Consider the following 17017-nt stretch of genomic DNA (forward strand, 5'->3'; position numbering starts at 1 on the left):
ACTTCAGCGGAAGGCGCCGGGTTGGTTCCCGGAACCGTCTCGGTGTCGGTGGCTTAGCGGCCATTGGTGAGCAGCGAGTACAACAGAATCGCCCACACGACTAGCCACACGTAGCCAAGAGCGGTGGCAATGATCGCCATGGCTTTGCCGCGTTCGCCCGTCTCTTTGATCTGGCGAAGGGCTAAGTGGCCGAAGATCAGTGCGGGAGGCCCGCCAATCGCGGCCAAGATGAGCGCGAGAATCGCCAGAGGGCTTGTTCGTTTCGCCGCCAGAGGGGCCGGGCGCGCAGCATCAGCGGACGTGGGTTCTCCGCAATAAATGCAGAACTTCCACTCCGGTTGCACTGTTGCAGCGCATGACGAACACTCGGGCATATCTAAATATTAGTGGTTGGTCGCGAAACGCATATTCTTGAGCCAATGAGCACCACCATTCGCCCGCTTGTGATCGGGCACCGCGGGGCAAGCGGATACCGCCCAGAGCACACTCGAGCCGCCTACGAGCTCGCATTCACCCTCGGGGCGGATGCTGTCGAACCCGACATTGTGGCGACGAGGGATGGCGTGCTGGTGTTGCGCCACGAGAACGAGATTTCGGGCACAACGAACGTGGCGGAGCATCCGGAGTTCGCGGACCGCCGCACGTCTAAGACCATCGACGGCACAGCGATGACGGGCTGGTTTACTGAAGACTTCACGTGGGAGGAACTGAGCACGCTGCGGGCTCGCGAGCGGCTGCCCGAGGTGCGACAAGCGAGTACCGCCCACAACGATGCCTCGCCCATTCTGCGATTGGCTGACCTGCTCGAGATTGTGGATCAGCATCCGGAGGCTGAGCGTCGCCCGCTGAAGATCGTGGCCGAGATTAAGCACGCGAGTTACTTTGCGTCAATCGGGTTGCCGCTCGACGAACTCTTCGCTCGCGACGTGAGCGGGTGGGCGACAGCCGACAATCTGATCATTGAGTCTTTTGAGCAGAGTGTGCTGCACAGCATCCGGGATCGTGGGGTTCCTGGCCAGCTCGTGTTCTTGCTCGAGTCGAGTGGCGCACCCTCTGATCTGATCGCCCGCTTCGGCTCGAAAGCGCGGAGTTATGCCGATCACCTCAGCGACGACGGGCTTGCACAGTTGGCCCGCGAAGTCGACGGAATCAGCGTCGATAAGAAGATGCTGATGGTGAAAGACCTCGCCGGTAATCTCACCGGCACCAACGATCTCGTCGAGCGCGCCCATGCGGCCGGACTTCTCGTCTTTTGTTGGACGCTGCGGGCCGAAAACCGTTTCTTGTCCAAGAATTTGCGCTCAAGTAAGCAGCCAGAACAACACGGTGACTGGCGAGCAGAGTTTCGGATGCTCCTTGATTCCGGTCTCGACGGCGTCTTCGCTGATCAACCCGACCTCGCCGTCACCGCGCGCGGGTAGAGTCGAGGGGCCATGACGACTGCTCTTGACCCTCACGACCCTGGCCGTTCTGACGACGGGGATTCCATTAGCGACCCTCTGCTCGACGGACTCAATCCGCGTCAACGGGAGGCTGTTGAATACCGCGGGCCTTCGCTGCTGATCGTGGCGGGTGCTGGCTCGGGCAAGACGAGCGTTCTGACGCGGCGCATTGCCGGGCTGTTGCGTTCGGGAGAAGCCTGGCCGAGCCAGATTCTCGCCATCACCTTCACCAACAAGGCGGCCGCCGAAATGCGGGAGCGCGTAGGTGCCATCGTCGGCAACACCGCTGAGGGAATGTGGATCTCCACGTTCCACTCCGCCTGCGTGCGCATTCTGCGGCGCGAAGCTGAAGCCTTCGGATTCTCCAAGAACTTCACGATCTACGACTCGGCCGACAGCAAAGCCCTGCTCAAGCGGATTCTCAAAGAACTCGATGCCGATATGTTCGGCCTCACGGTCAGCAAAGCTGCGAACCGCATTTCGCAGCTCAAGAATGAGCTAACCGACGTCGACGGTTTCGCGCGGGATGCCAACCTGAGCGACCCGACAGAGAAGAAATTCCTTGAGGTCTTCCGTCGCTACACTCGCGGCCTCAGCGACGCCAACGCCTTCGACTTTGATGACCTCATCGGGCAGACCGTGTACCTGTTTCGGGCCTTCCCGCAGATCGCGGCTACCTACCAACGCCGCTTCAAGCACATCCTTGTCGATGAATACCAGGACACCAACCACGCGCAGTATTCGCTCATCCGCGAGCTGACGCGGCCTCCGGCTCCCGAGCAATTTGAGACCTCGCCTGGCGTGCTCATTGCCGGTTCCAGCAGCGAGGCGGATGCCGCGTCGCTGACGGTGGTCGGCGACAGCGACCAGTCGATTTATGCGTTCCGCGGGGCCGACATCCGCAACATTGTGGAATTCGAGCGCGACTTTCCGAACTCGACCGTGATCTTGCTTGAGCAGAACTACCGCTCGACTCAGACGATTTTGGATGCCGCCAATGCGGTCATCTCCCACAACTTCGATCGCAAAGACAAGAAGCTCTTCACGACCGTGGGCGCTGGCGACAAGATCGTGGGCTTCACCGGTTACTCGGGTCATGACGAAGCCCAGTTTGTGGCTGACGAGATTCAGAAGCTGCACGATCAGGGCGTCGCGTATAAAGACGTCGCCGTCTTCTATCGAACCAACTCGCAGACGCGTGCGCTGGAAGAGATCTTCATTCGCGCAGCGTTGCCGTACCGAGTGCTCGGCGGCACCAAATTCTATGAGCGCGCGGAAATCAAGGATTCCTTCGGCTATCTGATTGCGGTCGCCAACCCGGCCGATCCGCTGGCTCTGCGTCGCATCATGAATACCCCGAAGCGAGGCATCGGCCCGGCGACCGAAGCGGCGCTTCAGGCGTGGGCGGATGACCGGGGAATGACCTTGCGCGATGCGATGCGCAATGCCTCCGAGCTCGGCCTTGGCCCTAAGGTCACGAAAGCGATCGTCGGTCTGGCTGCGGTGCTCGACGAAGTGATGGCGAAGGTGGAGACATCCAAGCCCGCCGACATTTTGACCGAGTTGCTTGAGCGCTCGGGTTACCTGACGGCACTGCGTGCCTCGCAAGACCCCCAAGACGAAGCTCGCGCCGAGAACGTTGACGAGCTCGTGGCGGTGACGAAGGAGTTTGGCAAGAACAACCCCGACGGCACCCTGCTCGACTTCCTCACCGAGGTTTCTCTCGTGGCGGCGGCCGATGATCTGGATGACTCCAGCGGAACCGTGTCGCTCATGACGCTGCACACCGCGAAGGGCCTCGAGTACGACTCGGTGTTCCTCACCGGCGTCGAAGAAGACCTGCTGCCGCACCGCATGTCGGCGAACGAACCTGGCGGGCCAGCCGAAGAGCGTCGACTGTTCTATGTCGGCATCACGCGTGCCCGCAAGCGACTCTTTCTCTCGCTCGCCATGACTCGCGCCCAGTTCGGCGAGGTCAACGTGGCGATGCCGAGCCGCTACCTGCAAGAGATTCCCGCCGACCTCATCGAGTGGAAGCAATCACCCGGAATGGCGAACTCGCGCGGTGGAACCCAGTCCCGTGCGCTCAACGCTCGCCGCGACGGCAGCGGTGGCGGAGGCTCGTGGGCCGGCTCGCTGCGGCAGGCGGCATCCGGTGGACTCCCTCCGGCACCGCCGCGCGCCAAGACCGAGTGGGCCAGCCCCATCACGGCAACCGTGCGCGACAACGGTGACCTCACACTGGCGGCGGGCGACCGCATCCGCCACACTGATTTTGGTGACGGAACCGTGAATCAAGTCACGGGCGCTGGCCCTAAGAGCATCGCTGACGTTCAGTTCGACACCGCAGGTCGAAAGCGCCTGCTGATCAAGATTGCTCCCATTGAGAAACTTTGATTCTGAAGTAACGGCGAACTCTGGCAGCCCACGGCACGGGGAGCCACGGCTCGTGGTGCCGCGACTGCGACCCCTCGACACGGGCGATGAGCTAGCGAAGGCGCTCGCGGCGGTGCGCGTGGATCTCGAATTGCCCACCGAGTTCAGCGCCGAGGTTGAAGAGGCCGCCGACGCTGCCGTCGCGGCATTTGAGCCGCCCGAGCTAGACCTCACCGGCATCCCGTTCGTGACGATTGACCCCGAGGGCGCGACCGATCTCGATCAGGCGCTCTACCTCGAACGCACCGGCGAGACGCTGCGCGTGATGTACGCCATCGCTGAAGTGCCCGCCTTTGTGCTGCCCGGTTCCGTCGTTGATGCCGAAGCTCGCAAGCGCGGCCAAACTCTCTACGGCCCCGACGACCGGGTGCCGTTGCATCCGACGATCATCAGCGAAGATGCCGCGTCACTGCTGGCTGGTGCGACGCGACCCGCTTTCGTGTGGACCTTCGACTTGGATGCCGCGGGCGAGGTCATCGCGACAACTCTCGTGCGTGCGCAAGTGCGCAACCGTCGCCAGTTCAACTATGTCGAAGTGCAAGAGTTGCTCGACAACGACCGCGCGGACGAATCACTCTCGCTGCTGCCCGAGTTTGGGCGCCTGCGCACCGAGCTGGAACGTCAGCGCGGGGGAGCAAGCCTCAACCGTCCCGACGAAGAAGTGGCTGTCGTTGATGGCCAGTATGTGATCGAGCGTCAAGCATCGCTGCCGATCGAGGACTACAACGCTCACGTCTCGCTCATGACCGGCATGGAAGCCGCTCGCATCATGCTCGAGGGCAAAGTCGGCATTCTGCGCACGATGCCCGCGCCCGATGACGAGACGCTCGAGCAGTTCCGCCGTCAAGTGGCGAGTCTCGGATGCCCGTGGCCCGAGAACCAGAACTATGGCGAGTACCTGCGCACTCTCGACCACTCCGACCCTCGCGCCCTCGCGGCAACCCACGCCGCCACCTCGCTGTTCCGTGGAGCGGGCTACACGCCCTTCGACGGCGAACTGCCCGAAGACACCATCCAGGCCGCTGTAGCGGCGCCCTACGCCCACGCGACAGCACCGCTGCGTCGACTCGTCGACCGCTTCGTGCTCGTGGCCTGTGAAGCGATCGTTGCTGGCCGAGATGTTCCGAAGTGGGTTCGCGAAGCGCTTCCACAACTGCCCAAAATCATGGGCCGCACGAGTCAGCTCGCGTCGCAGTTTGAGCGCGCTTCGGTCGACGTGATCGAAGCGGCGCTGTTGCGGCCGCGAGTGGGAGACGAGTTCGAGGCCACGGTGGTCTCTGAGCGCGGCGACGGTGGTGTCATCCAGATCGCAGAGCCCGTGATCACGGCCCGCATCTCCGGCGCGGTTTCTGCCGGAGACACGGTGCGCGTTCGACTCGTTTCTGCCGAGATTGCGACGGGAACGATCGAGTTCGAACTCTTTTAGAGCGTTTCCGCTGAGGCGGATGCGGCAGCGGCAGCCCCGTTAGAATTTGCCGGAGTTCACCCAAGTGCTCGGGTCGGTGATTTCCTCGGAGACTACCCAGTGCTCGACGATGAGGCCGTTCTCGACGCGGTAGAGGTCGATCAGGGCTTGCGCGATTCCGTCTTTATGGGCCGCCGCGAGAACGGCAACGAAGTTTCCCGACCCGATGAGATTGTGAATCTGCTGGTAACGCACTGCGTGTGCATCGGCAAACGCAAAGTAAGCGTCGCGGCCGTCGGCGATGAGTGAGTCGTGCTGGGCGAGATCGGGGTGCACAAATGAAGCGGCGAGGGTACCGTCGCCCTCGACCAAAACCTTCGTCACGTATTCGAAGACGAGCCGTTTGTTGACCTCGGTTTTGTCGAGATCGGTTACTTCGGTTGGGCCATCAAACGGCGTGCGGCCGCTCACGCTCGTGGGCTCGACTTCGGCGATCATGTCCCAGTGCTCGATTAGCTTGGCATCGTCGTCGGTGTCGAAAATGTCGGCGGTCACATAGGTGAATTCGCCGTTGTTGAGCTTCTGGCGGGCCTGGATGAAAACGAAGTGCCCATCTTCGAAGCCGCGAACGATCTCGATGTCGCGGATGGGGTTGCGGGTCGTGAAGTCTTCGAAGAATTCGATGAAGCCTTCGCGACCGTCGCGCACGGGCGTGGAGTGCTGCGTATAGCGCTGGCCCGCGTAGCTGTTGATCGCGGTGACGAAATTGCCGTCGCGGATACCTTCAAGATAGAGGCCCGTGACGTTGTCGAGTCGTTGTCCCATGGAATGCTCCTAGCGGCGAGGTGAGGGGGCGCGATTGCGCATTTCAAGCCTCCCGCGCAGCGAGACGCGAGCACAGGTGCGACCGCGACTGCTTATGGTGCAAAGTGGACAAGGCTGCGCCGAAACTCTGCGGGCGAGGTGCCGATCACGCGCTCGAAGAACTTCGTGAAGTTGGTGGGTTCGCTGAAGCCGAGCGCCGTCGAGATGGAGGCCACGGTGCCGTCGGTGTGCGCCAACAGTCGTTTCGCCTCGAGCATGAGCCGCTCATCCAGCAGCGCTTTGGCCGTGAGGCCCGTGACCGTTTGGCAGGCGCGGCTGACGGTGCGTTCGGAATAGCCGAGGCCGGTGACGTAGTCGCGAACGTTGCGGCTGCGGGTGAGATCGCGTTCGAGGGCGGCACGAAAGGCGAGGTAGGCGTGGGGGAGAGCGCCACGGCCGGGTTCGCTGCTCGCGCGCTGATAGAGAGCGACGAGTGCAGAGAACAGTGCGGTGAGCAGGGCGACGGAGTGCTCGTTGGCCGTGAATCGCTGCTGTTCTCGCTCGATTGCGGCGACAAGATCGAGCGCGGTGGTGAGCGAGTTCTCGCCGAGGTCGGCGTGAGCGGGATCGCCGGGGAGCCACGCCGCGGCTCTCGTGGCGGTGGGTGATGCCACGACCACGCTGGCGCTGAGATCGTTCTCAACGTGCCACTGCTGCACCTGGCCGGCGCGCACGAACAGCACGCGTCCGGGATGCAGGGCGACCGTCTGAAAGTCGACGGTGTGGGAACCGCTGCCGCTGCGGATAACGATCATGAGTTCGAAGGAAGGCCGCTGCGCGCGTTCGAAATACGCTGGCCCCATGCGTTCCACGAGCGCCGCGTAGTCGAGCACCTCGATGGGCAGAGCGTGACCGTGCTCGCTCGCGAAGTCGACCGGCAGTACGGTCTCGTCGCGCTCGTCGTCAATAGTGGCCACACGCTGATGGTAGCGGGCAGGAGTCGCGGGTGATCGTGCCGCGGCGCCGGTCAGCGGCCGCCGCCGCTCGCCAGCGATCGCCGGAACGACGCCAGATACCGCCGCTGCGCTGCGAAGCGCACCCAGCGGGGAAGGTGTGGGTACATCGCCCGCGTGACCCGCATGATCCGGTTGAAGCGTCTCGGGTGATGGGGGAGCGCATACGCCTCGCACAGCTCAGCGCTCAGGAGCCCCGCGGTCAGTACTCGCACGAGCGGCATTGAGGCGCGTAACCACCAGGGTCCGCCGGTCGGATGCAGCAGCTGCTGGGCAACTCGTTGGCTCGCGTCCGTGACGCGCAACGAGGCCACGCTCTCGTTCCAGTACGCGGCGAAGGCCGCGCGGTCGGCAGGCCACAGCGCGCGGGGAACGCCCAGCGCGGTCGCGATCACGGCGTAGTCGGCGAGCAGGGTTTCGGCATCCACGTCGCGCAGCCGCCCGAACACGAGCTCACGCACGCGCATCGCGGTGTCGTACAGGGTGGCGGCAACCCACAACTGCAGCTGCGGATCGCGGGCGTCGTAGCTGTCGGCTCGCACCGGTCGGTGAGCCGCGCCCACCCGCCGTGCAACCTCGGCAGCCTCGGCTGGGGTTCCATAAACGGTGACGTAGAGATACGTGAGGGTGCCGTTGAGGCGATCCAAGGGGCTCCGCGCAAAGTCGCTGTGCTCGGCGACTGCCTGGCCCACAGCGGGGTGCGCGATTTGCAACAGGATGGCCGCCCCGCCGCCAGCCAGCAGAGCGACGTCGGCAGAGACATCCGCAATTCTGAGAGGGGCGGATGCAGGCATGAAGCCAGTTTAGGAGTGTGCAAACACAAGATTTGCTGATCTTTCGCCCTGTACAGCCCGCTATCGGAAAACCCACAACGTTAGGCACGGTAAGGTTTTCTATTGGCGCGCGACTCATGGAGCCGACCAATTTGGCACCGATTCGCCGCCTTCCCCACTCACCATTACGCGCGGATTGGAATGAGCAGCGTGGATCTATATGAGTACCAGGCCAGAGATGTATTTGAGTCGTATGGCGTACCAGTACTTGCCGGCCTGATTGCCGACACCCCAGAAGAAGCCAAAGCAGCAGCCGAGAAAATCGGTGGAACCGTTGTAGTCAAGGCTCAGGTCAAGACCGGCGGTCGCGGCAAGGCAGGTGGAGTCAAGGTTGTTCACAACGCCGACGACGCTTACGCCGCAGCCGAGCAGATCCTTGGTCTCGATATTAACGGCCACACGGTCAAGCGAGTAATGATTGCTGCCGGTGCTCGCATCGCGCAGGAGTTCTACTTCTCCGTGCTGCTCGACCGAGCAAACCGCTCCTACCTTTCGCTGTGCAGCGTTGAAGGTGGAGTGGAAATTGAGGTGCTTGCTGTTGAGCGCCCCGAGGCTCTCGCCAAGATCGAGGTCAACCCGCTCACGGGTATCGACCTCGCCAAGGCCACCGAAATCGCGACCGCTGCTGGATTCTCCGCAGAGCTCGTCGAAAAGGTTGCCCCTGTCTTCGTGAAGCTCTACGACGTGTACAAGGGCGAAGACGCCACTCTCGTTGAGGTCAACCCTCTCGTGATCACCGAAGACGGCGACATTGTTGCCCTCGACGGCAAGGTCTCGATCGACGAGAACGCGGACTTCCGTCACCCCTCGCACGCCGAGCTCGAAGATGCTGACGCTGCTGACCCCCTCGAGGCGAAGGCTAAGGCCAACGGCCTCAACTACGTCAAGCTCGACGGTGAAGTGGGTGTCATCGGTAACGGTGCCGGCCTCGTCATGTCGACGCTGGATGTTGTTGCTTACGCTGGCGAAAACCACGGCAACGTGAAACCCGCCAACTTCCTCGACATCGGTGGCGGAGCATCCGCTGCTGTCATGGCCGCCGGCCTTGACGTCATTCTCAACGACCCTCAGGTCAAGAGCGTGTTCGTCAACGTCTTCGGTGGAATCACCGCGTGTGACGCTGTTGCTCACGGAATCGTGGGTGCGCTCGCCGAGCTCGGTGACTCCGCCAACAAGCCTCTCGTTGTTCGTCTCGACGGCAACAAGGTCGAGGAGGGTCGCGCGATTCTTGCTGAAGCGAACCACCCCCTCGTGACGCTAGCCGCCTCTATGGACGAGGGCGCCGACAAGGCTGCCGAACTCGCCAACGCCGCGAAGTAAGGAACCGAGCATGTCAATTTTCCTCAACAAGGACTCCAAAGTCATCGTTCAGGGCATCACCGGCGGTGAGGGCACCAAGCACACCGCCCTCATGCTCGCTGCTGGCACCCAGGTCGTTGGCGGTGTCAACGCCCGCAAGGCTGGCACCACCGTCACCCACGGCGACGTTGAGCTGCCCGTATTCGGCACTGTTGCTGAAGCCATGGAAAAGACGGGGGCGGATGTTTCGATCGCTTTCGTTCCTCCGGCCTTCACCAAGGATGCCGTTATCGAAGCTATCGACGCTGAGATGCCGCTGCTCGTCATCATCACCGAGGGTGTTCCCGTCGGTGACTCTGCCGAGTTCTGGGCTTACGCCCAGGAGAAGGGCAACAAGACCCGCATCATTGGTCCGAACTGCCCCGGCATCATCACGCCCGGTGAAGCACTCGTCGGCATCACGCCCGCGAACATCACCGGCAAGGGCCCGATTGGTCTCGTCTCCAAGTCGGGAACGCTCACGTACCAGATGATGTACGAACTCCGTGACCTCGGATTCTCGACCGCTATCGGTATTGGTGGCGACCCCATCATCGGCACGACGCACATCGACGCTCTTGCCGCGTTCGAGGCGGACCCCGAGACCAAGGCAATCGTCATGATTGGTGAGATTGGTGGCGACGCTGAAGAGCGTGCCGCTGACTACATCAAGGCCAACGTCACGAAGCCCGTTGTGGGCTACGTTGCGGGCTTCACGGCACCCGAGGGCAAGACCATGGGTCACGCCGGTGCGATCGTTTCTGGCTCGGCCGGAACCGCTCAGGCCAAGAAGGAAGCTCTTGAAGCTGCAGGCGTGAAGGTCGGCAAGACGCCGTCTGAAGCAGCCAAGCTCATGCGCGAAATTCTCGAAACTCTGTAGCACCAGCTTTTAGCTGCGCTCAAACGCCGCTCGTCCTCGTGACGAGCGGCGTTTGTCGTTTAAGCGATCGTGCGCAGTCGAGTGCGGGTGATCGCACACCGCGCGCTAGGCGTGCGGTGCGGGATCGAGCTCGGCGGCTGCAGGAGCCGGCGCGCGAGTGCCGCTGCGTTGAGCCGCAGCTCCGGCGAGCACAACGAGGCCGATTCCGATCCACTGCACGAAGGATGGAATCTGGTGCAGCACGATCAGGCCGATGAGTACTCCGAAGGCTGGTTCGAGGGACATGAGCGTTCCGAACGCGGTGTGGGTCATCCGGCGTAGCGCGAGCAGTTCAAGCACGAAAGGCACGACGGGGGAGAGCAGGGCCAGGCCGAGGGCGATGGGCAGCACGCGCCAGTCGAAGTCAGGGATGACCTGGGGCGCTCCCACGAAGGTGGTGATGAGGGCGGCGATGGGGATCGTCATCGCGAGTGAGCTGATTCCTGTGAAGCGATCGCCGACTTTTTGGGTGAGCAGAATGTAGGTTCCCCAGCCGGCTCCGGCGAGCAGTGCGAAACCGACGCCGATGAGATTCGTTTCGCCCTCCCACGGTTCGGTGAGCAGCACAACGCCGACCAGCGCCAAGGCGGGCCAGGCGAGCATCCGGGAACTCCCGCTTCGAATCGCGGCGACCGCGAGCGGCCCCAAGAACTCGATGGCCACGGCGGTGCCGAGCGGGATGTGTTCGAGCGCTGACAGAAAAGCGACAGACATGACGGCGCTGGCGACACCCAGCCCGAGAAGGGGCCCGACATCTTGACGGCGGATGCGACGCACCTGCGGCCGGGCAATGATCAAGAAAATGAGGCCGCCGAGTGCCAACCGCAGCCACGCGGTTCCGCTCGCGCCGACTTGCTCGATGAGCCCCACCGAAAAGGCGGAGCTCAGTTGGATCATCATCATGGCGGCCACCGCCATCGACCACGCGGGGAGCGGCTCGCGCGCGCTACGCATGGGAGTGATCCGCTCGGGATGATGCGCCAATACCTGGTTCGAGCACGGACAAAACGAAGCGGGCAGGCTTGCCGCTCGTGTTTTCGTAGGCGTGGTTTTCGTCGCCAGCGAATGCCATCGAATCACCCGTACCGAGCACGAACGTCTCGGCGGCCACGGTCATCGTGATTTCACCCTCGAGCAGGTGCAGCAGTTCTTGAGTGCCTGTGCTGTGCGGTTCGCTCGAATGTGATTCGCCGGGCATGAAGGTCCACTCCCACAGTTCCAGAGCTTCGGGGATGTTGCTGGAGGTGAGCAGGATGCCGCGGCCACCGTTCTCTCCCGTCCAGAGGGCTGCGCCAGCACCGGCGCGCGTAACCTTCGCCTTCTGGGCGGTGGGCGGCTCTACGAGGGCGGGCAGACTCACGCCGAGGGCTTCGCTGAGGCGAAGCAGGGTGCCGACGCTGGGGTTCGCTGCGCCCTGCTCAACGTTGACCAGCATCCGGCGGCTTACTCCCGACTTCTCGGCGAGTTGGTCGAGTGTCAGCGTGCTCGCGTGGCGCTCGTTCTTGACGCGGGCGCCGATGGTTCGCGCGAGCAGTTGGGTGGGTTCATCCATGAGTGCAGCATAGTGCACTGATAGTGCATTCAAGCAAACACGTGTGCCCAATGCGCCCTGCGGATGAGCGCCCTGCTGCTACTCGCGCCGCTCGTGTCGCACGGGCTTGAGCCGCTCGGGGGCGTCGGTCGCTGAGGGGAACTCGCACATGAAGCGGCCTGCATAGCCGAAAAGGAAGCCGAAGGTGCGGTTGTGAATTTCGAGGGCGATCACGAACTCATTGGTCTCAGCGTCGAAGGATTCCGTGAGCTCAGCGCGGCCGCTGAAGAGCATCGGGAAGCGGAACGCAATCGGGCCCTCATAGAAGCGTTGGGCATCCGACCTCAAATGCAGAGAACCGTCAGCGGTGACCTCGAGATTCAGATCGACCGCAAGATGCTGGTGCGTTCCGAGGTAGTCGATGATGCGGTCGCCGGCCGTGTTCAGGATCATCGTCGCGTCGAACCGCGTCGGTTTCGTCCGCACCATGTACTCGCGCACGAAGGTCACAGTCTCCCGGCCGAAGGGGTCGCGGTACGGGTAGTTCTCGATGCGAAAGGGCACGTTCTCGCCAACATCCGGCGTCAGGATGTTGCGAAACCACCCGATCCACAGAAACGGAACCGTCCACCACGGGCCGCGGCGGATGCGCGACATCGTGCCAGTTCCGACCGCTGCGTAGCCGCTCTCCAAGCTCACGCCGAAGCGTTTCTGCAGCATGGGGTGCAGGCGCGAGAAGTCATCGCCGAGAACGGTCGCGAACATCGACGTCATGGTGTCTCCACAGTGGCTAGGGTCGCCGGAGCGTCGTCCATCGCTCGGCCGTGGCGCGGAGTGCGGCGGCACCGTCTGGCTCGAGGGCGCCCCGGCTTCCAGAAGGCCAGCGGTGAGTGCGGCTCGATGTCGCTTTCGGCCCACAACCGCAGACTGTCGAAACTCCACGCAGTCATCCAGCCCACAAACCGGCGTATGAGAATGCGATCAAGAACAGCGCCCCAGGCCGGCTCGTAGTCATAGCCGGTGATGAAGCGCGTTCCGCCGGGGATCGGAATATAGCGCCAGTACCCGCGGCCATCTCCCAGCGGGGAGAGGCGGTCGCTCGTGGTGAACCTCAGAGCAGACGTGCGAGTGCCGTCTGGTCTCGTAAGCTCGCCGCGGGTAGTTCCCGTTCCCACAATCGTGTGGAAGGGCATCCGGCGTTCATAGCGAAAGCGATACCCGCCAGCGTTGAGCGCGTCAGCCCGAATGATGCTGCTGAAGCGCAAATCCCATCGGGCGTGAGCGTCCGTGTTTTGCGTGAGGTGCCACACTGTGTCGATGTCCGCCGCAATGTCGATCTCGACGTAAATCGGCGAACGCTTCATCTCCCCAGTATGAGTGAGGATTTGCGGATGCGCGTGGCGGGAATGAGTTTTCTTCGTGCGTTTTCTTGTTGCGTCGCGAGTCGCTCGAGGGGCCTGCGAGCGCGTCCCCCAAAGAGCGGACAATGTGTCACGTTTGAGCAACAATCACCCCTAAGGCACCCCCCGTTTAAGGGTAGACCGCGCATATAGTAGCTCTTGGTGAGTGCCCGACCACCAGCTTTGCAAACACGCCGTGATCAGCGTGTGTACGTCACATAAGCAAGTCCCATTCAACGAAGAATAGGAAAATTCGTGAGCATTCGAAGAATCATTTCGGTTGTGGCGGCGACAACACTTGTCACCACTTCCCTGGTTGCGGGCGCCGCACTCGGCGCCACAGCTGCACCAGCATCCATTGGTGGCGGCGGCCAAACTGAATTTACCCCGGGGCGATACATCGTCACCATGGTGGATCAGGCTGCAGCTACCTACGACGGTGGTGTGCGCGGCTTTGACGCGACAACCCCACCCGATGGCGAGCAATTGAACCCTCGCCGCCAAGTAGTGCAGGACTACACCGAGTATTTGGAAGAACAGCAGGAAGATGCCGCGGCATCCGTCGGTGCTGATATCGAATACTCGTACACGCTCGCGACCAACGGTTTCTCGGCCGACCTGAGCGCAGCCCAAGCGGCCGAGCTTTCGGCCAACAAGCTTGTTGCTTCTATCGTTCCGGATGAGCTGAAGAAGATCACTGCTGCACAGCGGTCAACAGAATTCCTCGGCCTCGAGGGTGCTGAGGGGCTGTGGGCCGCCACCGGTGGCGCAGAGACCGCAGGCGAGGGAATCGTCGTCGGCGTGCTCGACACCGGTTTCGCTCCCGAAAACCCGGCGTTCGCCGGTGATGCTCTCGGCAGCACGCCGGGCGCAGCGCCGTACCGCGATGGTGACACTGTTGTCTTCGACAAAGCAGACGGCCAAACCTTCACCGGCGCCTGCGTTCTCGGCGAACAGTTCACCGCCGACGACTGCACCACGAAGGTAATCTCGGCGCGCTACTTCGTCGATGGCTTCGGAGCCGGAAACATTGGTGACGCTAGCGTCGGCGAATACGTTTCCCCCCGCGATGGTGACGGTCACGGTTCGCACACCGCGAGCACGGCAGCCGGCAACCTTGAAGTTGACGCCAACGTGGGCGGAAACCCGCTCGGCTACTTCTCGGGCATCGCCCCCGCCGCCAAGATCGCTGCCTACAAGGTGTGCTGGAGTGGACCGGACCCTGTCGCAACGACAGACGACGGTTGTGCATCCACTGACCTTCTCGCGGCAATCGATCAGGCCGTTGCTGACGGTGTTGACGTGATCAACTACTCGATTGGTGGAGGTGCTGCTACCAGCACCGTTTCGCCCACCGACCAGGCCTTCCTCGGCGCTGCCGCAGCCGGCGTTTTCGTCGCAGCCTCCGCCGGCAACGACGGCCCCGGCGCAACGACACTCGACAACGCGGCCCCGTGGATCACCACAGTTGCTGCCAGCACGATCCCGAATTATGAAGCGACCGTCACCCTCGGCGATGGCCAAGAGTTCGCTGGCGCATCGATCACGGTCGACCTCGACCCTGCCGCAGAACCGCTGACGGGCGAGCTCGTCTATGCTGCGGATGTCGCACTCGAGGGCGCTGTTGACCCCGACCTGTGCCTCGCTGACACCCTTGACCCGGCGCTTGTCACCGGCAAGATCGTTGTCTGTGACCGCGGTGCCATCGCTCGCGTCGACAAGTCGGCCGAGGTTGCTCGTGCCGGTGGTATCGGCTCGGTCCTCGTGAACGTCACCCCGAGCTCGACTGACCTCGACACTCACGTGATTCCGACCATCCACTTGGATGCTCAGTACCGCGATGCTGTCCTTGCGTATGCAGCGACCGAAGGTGCGACCGCGACCTTCACTCCGGGTAACGAAACCGCGTACCAACCGCCGACCCCTCAGGTCGCTGGCTTCTCGTCGCGTGGTCCCGTTGAAGCTGACGGCAGCGACATCATCAAGCCAGACGTGTCGGCACCCGGCGTCGGAATCCTCGCCGCTAGCGCCAACGCTGAAGGAGCCGAGCCGACGTTCGCGCTTCTCTCGGGTACCTCGATGTCGTCACCGCACGTTGCCGGTCTCGCCGCGCTCTACCTCGGCGAACGCCCCAACGCGACACCCGCCGAGATCAAATCGGCATTCATGACAACTGCCTACGACACCGTGGATGGCGACGGGAACCCCGTCACTGACCCCTTCACGCAGGGTGCCGGCCACATCGATCCGACCAAGTTCTTCGAGCCTGGCCTGCTCTATCTGAACGGTATCGGCGACTGGCTGTCCTACATTGAGGGCGCTGGCTACGACGTGCTCGACCCCGCGGTCGAAGCAATCGATCCCAGCAATCTCAACCTGGCATCCATCGGTATCGGCTCGCTGACGGCAGCCGAGACGATTACTCGCACCGTGACCTCCACTCAGGCGGGCACATTCGAGGCATCCATCTCGGTTCCCGGAATAAACGCCACCGTCTCGCCCTCCACGCTGACCTTCGGCGCGGCAGGCGAAACGCAGAGCTACGAAGTGACGATCAGCCGAACGGATGCTCCGCTCGACCAGTTCACCACCGGTGCTCTCACGTGGACCAGTGGCGACACCGTCGTGCACAGCCCCATCGCTGTGCGCCCCGTCACCATCCTCGCGCCGGACACAGCCAGCGGAGCCGGAACCTACGGCGCCGTTGAAGTAACGGTCACGCCCGGCGGAACCGGCGACATCCCGCTGACCTCGACCGGCCTCACTGCTGGAGTCTTCTATGAAGACCCCACTGGCACCGAAACCGATCACTCGGGTTCTGGTGTGAGCGGAGACGAGTTTGAGTACGCAGCAACCGTGCCCGAGGGCACAACGTACGCGCGATTCGATCTCGACTCGATCGATGACACCGCCGACCTCGATCTGATTGTGTACCTGCTCGATGGCAGCGGCACTCCGATCGCCGGGTGGCAGTCCGCCACGGGTGCCGCTGACGAGCGCGTCAACCTCGCTGATCCGACACCGGGTGACTACCTCGTGATCGCGTCGGTGTATGCCGCGAACCCGTCTACCGCGTTTGACGTGCGCACCTTCGCCGTCGTTCCTGGTGCGGGAGAGCCCCTCGGGTTGGACCCCGAAGTTCTCCCGGGTGTACAGGGTGAAGCCGTGAGCTACACCGCATCGTGGGAGGGCCTGGCCCCGTTCACGAACTACCTCGGTCTCGTCAGCTATGGCGACACGGGAGCAACAACCGCGATTGAGGTTGTGACGCAGGAAGATGTTCTGCCGGGCACGCCCGTGAACACCGTTCTACCGACCATCTCGGGCAAGCCGCTCGTAGGTAGCAAGCTCACCGCCAAGCCTGGCGAGTGGGATGTTGACGGGCTGAAGTTCAGCTACCAGTGGCAGGCAGACGGCAACGACATTGCTGGTGCTGACAAGCGCAAGTACACGGTCACGAAGGCTGACGAGGGCAAGGCGATCAGCGTCGTTGTCACCGCCAGCAAGAAGGACCTGCCTAGCGCAAGCGCCACCTCTGAGGCCGTGATGATCAACTACAGCTCGAGTGTGAGCCTGTCAGTGAGCAAGCACGTCGCCTTCTCGTGGAACACCGTGAGCGCCACCATCCGAGTCGCTACCGGTGAGGATGCCGCAGCGACCGGAACCGTGAAGGTGACGGTCGACGGCAAGAAGGTTGACACCATCACGCTGGACGAAGCCGACAACGGAAAGGTAACGGTGAAGCTGCCGAAGCTCGACCGTGGCCTGCACCAGGTGAAGGCAGAGTTCACTCCGGCCGGTGAGAACGTGACCGGCTCAAGCAGCCGCAACGACTGGGTCTGGATCGTCTTCTAGACGACACCTGCTCAGGAGCAACGCTCAACAATGGCTGGTCA

At 62.8% G+C, this 17017-nt stretch carries 14 protein-coding genes; 6 read left to right on the forward strand and 8 right to left on the reverse strand.

The annotated features are described in order from the left end of the window. Positions 1-53: 53 nt before the first annotated feature. Positions 54-374, reverse strand: coding sequence for a DUF4190 domain-containing protein (locus I6E73_RS04065; RefSeq protein ID WP_197106396.1), 321 nt, complete (start codon positions 372-374; stop codon positions 54-56). 45 nt (positions 375-419) lie between these two features. Here I6E73_RS04065 and I6E73_RS04070 point away from each other — a divergent pair, with 45 nt between their 5' ends. The 3 genes from I6E73_RS04070 to I6E73_RS04080 are packed head-to-tail and all read left to right on the forward strand — an operon-like array spanning position 420 to position 5304. Then, entirely contained in the window at positions 420-1421 is a 1002-nt protein-coding gene (locus I6E73_RS04070; protein WP_197123289.1) for a glycerophosphodiester phosphodiesterase family protein, read from the forward strand. A gap of 12 nt (positions 1422-1433) precedes the next feature. Next, a complete protein-coding gene (locus I6E73_RS04075; RefSeq protein ID WP_197123291.1) occupies positions 1434-3839 on the forward strand; it encodes an ATP-dependent helicase in 2406 nt (801 codons plus the stop codon). Positions 3840-3891: 52 nt separating this feature from the next. Then, positions 3892-5304 carry an RNB domain-containing ribonuclease gene (locus tag I6E73_RS04080; RefSeq protein ID WP_197125120.1) on the forward strand — a complete coding sequence of 471 codons (1413 nt, stop codon included), beginning with the start codon at positions 3892-3894 and terminating at the stop codon, positions 5302-5304. A gap of 39 nt (positions 5305-5343) precedes the next feature. On the opposite strand, the gene I6E73_RS04085 is transcribed toward I6E73_RS04080, so the two are convergent. The 3 genes from I6E73_RS04085 to I6E73_RS04095 form a co-directional block, all read right to left on the reverse strand. Next, positions 5344-6108, reverse strand: a complete 765-nt coding sequence (locus tag I6E73_RS04085; RefSeq protein ID WP_197123293.1) for a nuclear transport factor 2 family protein — start codon at positions 6106-6108, stop codon at positions 5344-5346. A gap of 92 nt (positions 6109-6200) precedes the next feature. Then, the gene (locus I6E73_RS04090; RefSeq protein WP_307784218.1) at positions 6201-7064 is read right to left on the reverse strand and encodes a helix-turn-helix transcriptional regulator; all 864 of its coding nucleotides are present in this window, start codon (positions 7062-7064) and stop codon (positions 6201-6203) included. A 50-nt stretch (positions 7065-7114) separates the two neighbouring features. Further along, positions 7115-7894 (reverse strand): oxygenase MpaB family protein, encoded by a 780-nt coding sequence (locus I6E73_RS04095; protein ID WP_197123295.1) that lies wholly within the window; start codon positions 7892-7894, stop codon positions 7115-7117. Between the two features lie 189 nt (positions 7895-8083). Here I6E73_RS04095 and sucC point away from each other — a divergent pair, with 189 nt between their 5' ends. Continuing rightward, on the forward strand, positions 8084-9253 hold the full coding sequence (gene sucC, locus I6E73_RS04100) for an ADP-forming succinate--CoA ligase subunit beta (RefSeq protein WP_129073528.1): 1170 nt from the start codon (positions 8084-8086) through the stop codon (positions 9251-9253). Between the two features lie 10 nt (positions 9254-9263). Next, positions 9264-10151 (forward strand): succinate--CoA ligase subunit alpha, encoded by an 888-nt coding sequence (gene sucD, locus I6E73_RS04105; protein ID WP_197123297.1) that lies wholly within the window; start codon positions 9264-9266, stop codon positions 10149-10151. 105 nt (positions 10152-10256) lie between these two features. Here the strand turns inward: sucD and I6E73_RS04110 are convergent, their stop codons facing one another. The 4 genes from I6E73_RS04110 to I6E73_RS04125 form a co-directional block, all read right to left on the reverse strand. After that, the gene (locus I6E73_RS04110) at positions 10257-11144 is read right to left on the reverse strand and encodes a DMT family transporter (protein ID WP_197123299.1); all 888 of its coding nucleotides are present in this window, start codon (positions 11142-11144) and stop codon (positions 10257-10259) included. Beyond that, positions 11137-11742, reverse strand: coding sequence for a helix-turn-helix domain-containing protein (locus I6E73_RS04115; RefSeq protein ID WP_197123301.1), 606 nt, complete (start codon positions 11740-11742; stop codon positions 11137-11139). The genes I6E73_RS04110 and I6E73_RS04115 overlap by 8 nt, the downstream gene beginning before the upstream one ends. Positions 11743-11820: 78 nt before the next feature. Next, a complete protein-coding gene (locus I6E73_RS04120) occupies positions 11821-12495 on the reverse strand; it encodes a DUF4166 domain-containing protein (protein WP_197123303.1) in 675 nt (224 codons plus the stop codon). After that, complete coding sequence (locus I6E73_RS04125) at positions 12492-13085, reverse strand: SRPBCC family protein (RefSeq protein WP_197123305.1); 594 nt, start codon at positions 13083-13085, stop codon at positions 12492-12494. The genes I6E73_RS04120 and I6E73_RS04125 overlap by 4 nt, the downstream gene beginning before the upstream one ends. A 291-nt stretch (positions 13086-13376) precedes the next feature. Between I6E73_RS04125 and I6E73_RS04130 the strand changes: the two genes are divergently transcribed. Next, positions 13377-16976: a S8 family serine peptidase gene (locus I6E73_RS04130; protein WP_197123307.1), complete on the forward strand. Its 3600-nt coding sequence runs from the start codon at positions 13377-13379 to the stop codon at positions 16974-16976. Positions 16977-17017 lie beyond the last annotated feature (41 nt).

It is taken from the genome of Salinibacterium sp. SWN248, assembly GCF_015864575.1.
Taxonomy (GTDB): domain Bacteria; phylum Actinomycetota; class Actinomycetes; order Actinomycetales; family Microbacteriaceae; genus Rhodoglobus.